The organism is Neorhizobium sp. BETTINA12A (assembly GCF_023006485.1).
GTDB lineage: Bacteria > Pseudomonadota > Alphaproteobacteria > Rhizobiales > Rhizobiaceae > Neorhizobium.
Genome location: NZ_JALBGW010000273.1, coordinates 1 through 3,662 on the forward strand (window position 1 = coordinate 1; position 3,662 = coordinate 3,662).

Genomic DNA, 3,662 nt, shown 5'->3' on the forward strand with positions numbered 1-3,662 from the left:
GCCCGTCGGCCTTGGCCGCCTCGACTTCCGCCAGCCCCGCCGGCCGCATCCGCCCGGCCTGCGTCAGTGCCGCCACCCGATCGACATTGAGCTTCGACCACGGGCTTTTGGCGCGCCGCGGCGAATAACGCTGCAGATAGGAGGTGGCGTCGAAGCCCTTGCGCTGGCTGTCGATCCAGCCGTGGCAGAGCGCCACATCCAGCGCCTCGTCGATGGTGATCAGGGTTCGCTTCGGGTTCTTCTTGCCGATCCGCAGCCAGGCGCCGGATGAGGTGGCGTGGCGGGCGAAGAGCCAGGAGGCCCATTCGGCGGGATCGGTGAAGGCGAGGGCTTCGGTGGCAAGGTCCATGGGCGTTCCCGGTTGGCGAACTGCCGATCCAGATCGCAAGCTATCGCTCGTTGCGTTGCCAGGATTGGCGAGTGGCCGCCGGATGACAAGCACCGGGGGCCCAGCGCGCGATCAGTGGTAGCCGAGCGACTTCAACGTCATGTCCATCCAGAAGAAACCCGCGACCGCCGCCACGGCGGTGATCGCAAACAAGATCCACCCCGCCGTCGTCAACGTGCTGCGCTCGACATCGCGATAGGGATAGCGGTTGCCGGTGAACAGAAAATAGAGACCGAAAACCGCGCAGACCGCCAGTAGAACGACGATCCGCGGCATCCACGTGACGCTGTCGGCGCCCAACTCCGCCTGCTGAAGCGGCTGCCATATGGCCGACCACCCCACAGCCGCCCCGATAACCAGGACCAGCAACCCGCCCAGACGATATTTTACCGCTTCAAACATGACCCCTCCTGCAACCTGAACTTGATGAATGCGAGGGACGATAGAAGGAAAAACGGGATTCGGGAAGCGGGGGCGGTGGCAAAATCGGGTGACCTTGGCGTGGGCAGCCGCTGCCGGAATGGGACAACCAGAACGGGCTTCTTGATGGCGAGATCGCCGTCATCGCCCGGCCGCAGGAGTTCCTTCCGGTTTGGGTGGAAGGAGCCCATGGCTCCAGCCTTCCGTCCAACATCACGATCCGACGGTTGTGGATCGGCGCGACATCCGGCCTTGGCGCGGCGGTCAACATGATGAGAAAGGGCGGCTGCTTGCCTATTGCGAACCGCCAGAAGCCGGCGCCAGGAAGGCAGGCTCAATGTCAGTAAAAGCAAGCCGCGAGGACGCAGTGGAGACGACGTGGCATTCAAGCAGGTCTGCCGACTTTGATACCGCGGTTGAGCCGCAGCGGCGCCGGAAGGGCCGGTTTTGGAAAGCATTTCCCTCCTTCACCATTCCTGCGGCCTTGAACCCGGCGTATATTATGGCAATATACATCAATGATCGATTGGGAACGGATTGTCGGCTTCGAGTGGGACGAAGGAAATGCCCGCAAGAGTGCCGACAAACACGACGTCAGCCAGAGCGAAGCTGAGCAGGTGTTCTTTAACGAGCCGCTGCTGATGGTACCCGATCTGAGACATAGCTTTACCGAGCAGCGCATTCATGCGCTCGGTCGGACCGATGACGGAAGGTTGCTCCATATCACCTTCACGCTTCGGGCAAACGAAACGAGAATCCGGGTGATTTCCGCCCGGGATATGAGCCGGAAGGAGCGGAGCTATTATGAGCAGAAAGCCTGATCCCGTGCCGCACTTCAGTACGGAAGCCGAAGAGCGGACCTATTGGGAACACCATGATTCCGCTGATCATGTCGACTGGAGCAAGGCAGCCAACGTGCGATTGCCGAACCTGAAGCCGTCATCCACGTCGATCTCGTTGCGTCTGCCGAACTCGCTTCTGGAACAGATCAAGGTTGCCGCTGGCAAGCGTGATGTCCCGTACCAGTCGCTGATCAAGATCTGGCTTGCCGAGAAGATCGATACATCTGGAGCAAAGCGATAATCTCTCGAGCCGGCGTGGGACACGGCAATGAGGACCCCGGTCGGCCAGGACATGGCGGCCGGAAGCACCTACCGTGAGAACCATGATAGGCCGTGAGCACGGTTTCTCCTCCTATCGACACGAAAGGCGCACGGGGTCGATCTTCGCTAAAGAGTGCGCCTAATGTATCCACGCAGCCGTCAACGACGAGCATTGGGTACCTGGTTTCTCAGACATGCCGCAGCCGTTCCATACGACCAGCACGGCCCGGTCCAGCCTGTCCTTGAAATGCTTGTCGCAGCCTCAAGCCGCCTCCCCCACCTTCGCGTACGGATCAAACCGCCCGTAAAACGTCTCGCCCTTCGCCGCCATGTCCTTCAAGAGCGGCGTCGGCTTGAAGTGCGGCCCATAACTTGCGGCCAGCTTTTCGCAGAGCGCGACAAAGGTCTTCACGCCCATGCCGTCGATGTAGGAGAGCGTGCCGCCGGTATAGGGGGCGAAGCCGAAGCCGAGGATGGAGCCGACGTCGGCTTCGCGCGGATCGGTGACGATGCCTTCCTCGACGGTGCGGGCGGCTTCGAGCGCGATCGTCACCAGCAGGCGCTGTTTGAGGACGCTAACATCCACCTCCGAGGCCTTTTTCTGCGGGTAGAGGGTCTTCAGCTCGGGCCAGAGGAATTTCTTGGCGGGCTTGGCGGGGTATTCGTAAAAGCCCTTGGAATTCTTGCGGCCGCGGCGGTCGAATACGTCGACCATCTGGTCGACCAGCGCCATGTGCTCCGGCTTGACGGCATTGGGGCCAAGGTCGGCGATCGACGCCTTCATGATCTTCTGGGACAGATCGACGGCGACCTCGTCGTTGAGCGACAACGGGCCGACCGGCATGCCGGCCATCTTTGCGGCATTTTCGATCATGACAGCCGGCACGCCCTCGGTCAGCATGTCATAGGCTTCGTTGATATACCGGAAGACGCAGCGGTTGACATAAAAGCCGCGGGTATCGTTGACGACGATTGGGGTCTTCTTGATCGCGGCGACGAAATCGAGCGCCACGGCGAGCGCCTTGTCTCCCGATTTTTCGCCGAGGATGACCTCGGTCAGCATCATCTTTTCGACCGGCGAGAAGAAATGCACGCCGATGAACTGGTCGGCCCGCTTCGAATTCTCCGCAAGGCCGGTGATCGGCAGGGTGGACGTGTTGGAGGCGAAAATGGTGGTTTGCGGGATGACCGCTTCGACCGCCTCGATGACCGCCTTCTTGACGGCGCGATCCTCGAACACCGCCTCGACGACGAGACTTGCGTCCGACAGCGCCTGGTAATCCGGCGTTGGGGTGATCAGCGCGAGAAGCTTTTCGCCCTCCTCCCTGGTCATCCGGCCCTTGCCGACCTGATCGGCCACCAGCTTTTCGGAATGGGCCTTGCCCTTGTCCGCAGCTTCCTGGTCCCGGTCGATGAGGGTGACGGGAATGCCGGCGGCGGCCGTCACATAGGCGATCGAGGCGCCCATGAAGCCGGCGCCGACGACGCCGATCTTGGAGAATTCGGTCTTGGGCTGGCCTGCCGGGCGGCGGGCGCCCTTGCCGAGCTCCTGCATGGAGACGAACAGCGAGCGGATCATCGAAAACGCTTCGGTGGTGCGCAGGATCTCGGTGAAATACCGCTGCTCGACCTTGAGGCCGGTATCGAAGGGAAGCTGCAGGCCTTCATAGACGCATTTCAGGATGGCGAGCGCGCCCGGATAATTGCCGGCGCTTTCGCGGCGCAGGATGGCGGGGGCGGCCGGCCAGAGC

At 61.8% G+C, this 3,662-nt stretch carries 5 protein-coding genes; 2 read left to right on the plus strand and 3 right to left on the minus strand.

What is annotated here, in order from left to right; genetic code table 11:
- Both MOV61_RS29055 and MOV61_RS29060 read right to left on the minus strand, forming a co-directional pair.
- The coding region (locus MOV61_RS29055; RefSeq protein WP_408962447.1) for a YdeI/OmpD-associated family protein at positions 1 to 349 on the minus strand (349 nt) is incomplete at its 3' end.
- A 111-nt stretch (positions 350 to 460) separates the two neighbouring features.
- Positions 461 to 790, minus strand: coding sequence for a hypothetical protein (locus MOV61_RS29060; RefSeq protein WP_247139067.1), 330 nt, complete (start codon positions 788 to 790; stop codon positions 461 to 463).
- Positions 791 to 1,326: 536 nt separating this feature from the next.
- Here MOV61_RS29060 and MOV61_RS29065 point away from each other — a divergent pair.
- Both MOV61_RS29065 and MOV61_RS29070 read left to right on the plus strand, forming a co-directional pair.
- Positions 1,327 to 1,629, plus strand: a complete 303-nt coding sequence (locus MOV61_RS29065) for a BrnT family toxin (protein ID WP_247139068.1) — start codon at positions 1,327 to 1,329, stop codon at positions 1,627 to 1,629.
- Entirely contained in the window at positions 1,613 to 1,891 is a 279-nt protein-coding gene (locus MOV61_RS29070; protein ID WP_040124488.1) for a BrnA antitoxin family protein, read from the plus strand. The genes MOV61_RS29065 and MOV61_RS29070 overlap by 17 nt, the downstream gene beginning before the upstream one ends.
- Before the next feature lie 282 nt (positions 1,892 to 2,173).
- Here MOV61_RS29070 and MOV61_RS29075 read toward each other — a convergent pair.
- A partial coding sequence (locus MOV61_RS29075) for an FAD-dependent oxidoreductase (RefSeq protein ID WP_247139069.1) occupies positions 2,174 to 3,662 on the minus strand: 1,489 nt, incomplete at its 5' end.

Coding starts and splice junctions, on each gene's coding strand:
- MOV61_RS29060 (WP_247139067.1), bottom strand. CDS start 790: ATGTTTGAAGCGGTAAAATATCGTCTGGGCGGGTTGCTGGTCCTGGTT.
- MOV61_RS29065 (WP_247139068.1), top strand. CDS start 1,327: ATGATCGATTGGGAACGGATTGTCGGCTTCGAGTGGGACGAAGGAAAT.
- MOV61_RS29070 (WP_040124488.1), top strand. CDS start 1,613: ATGAGCAGAAAGCCTGATCCCGTGCCGCACTTCAGTACGGAAGCCGAA.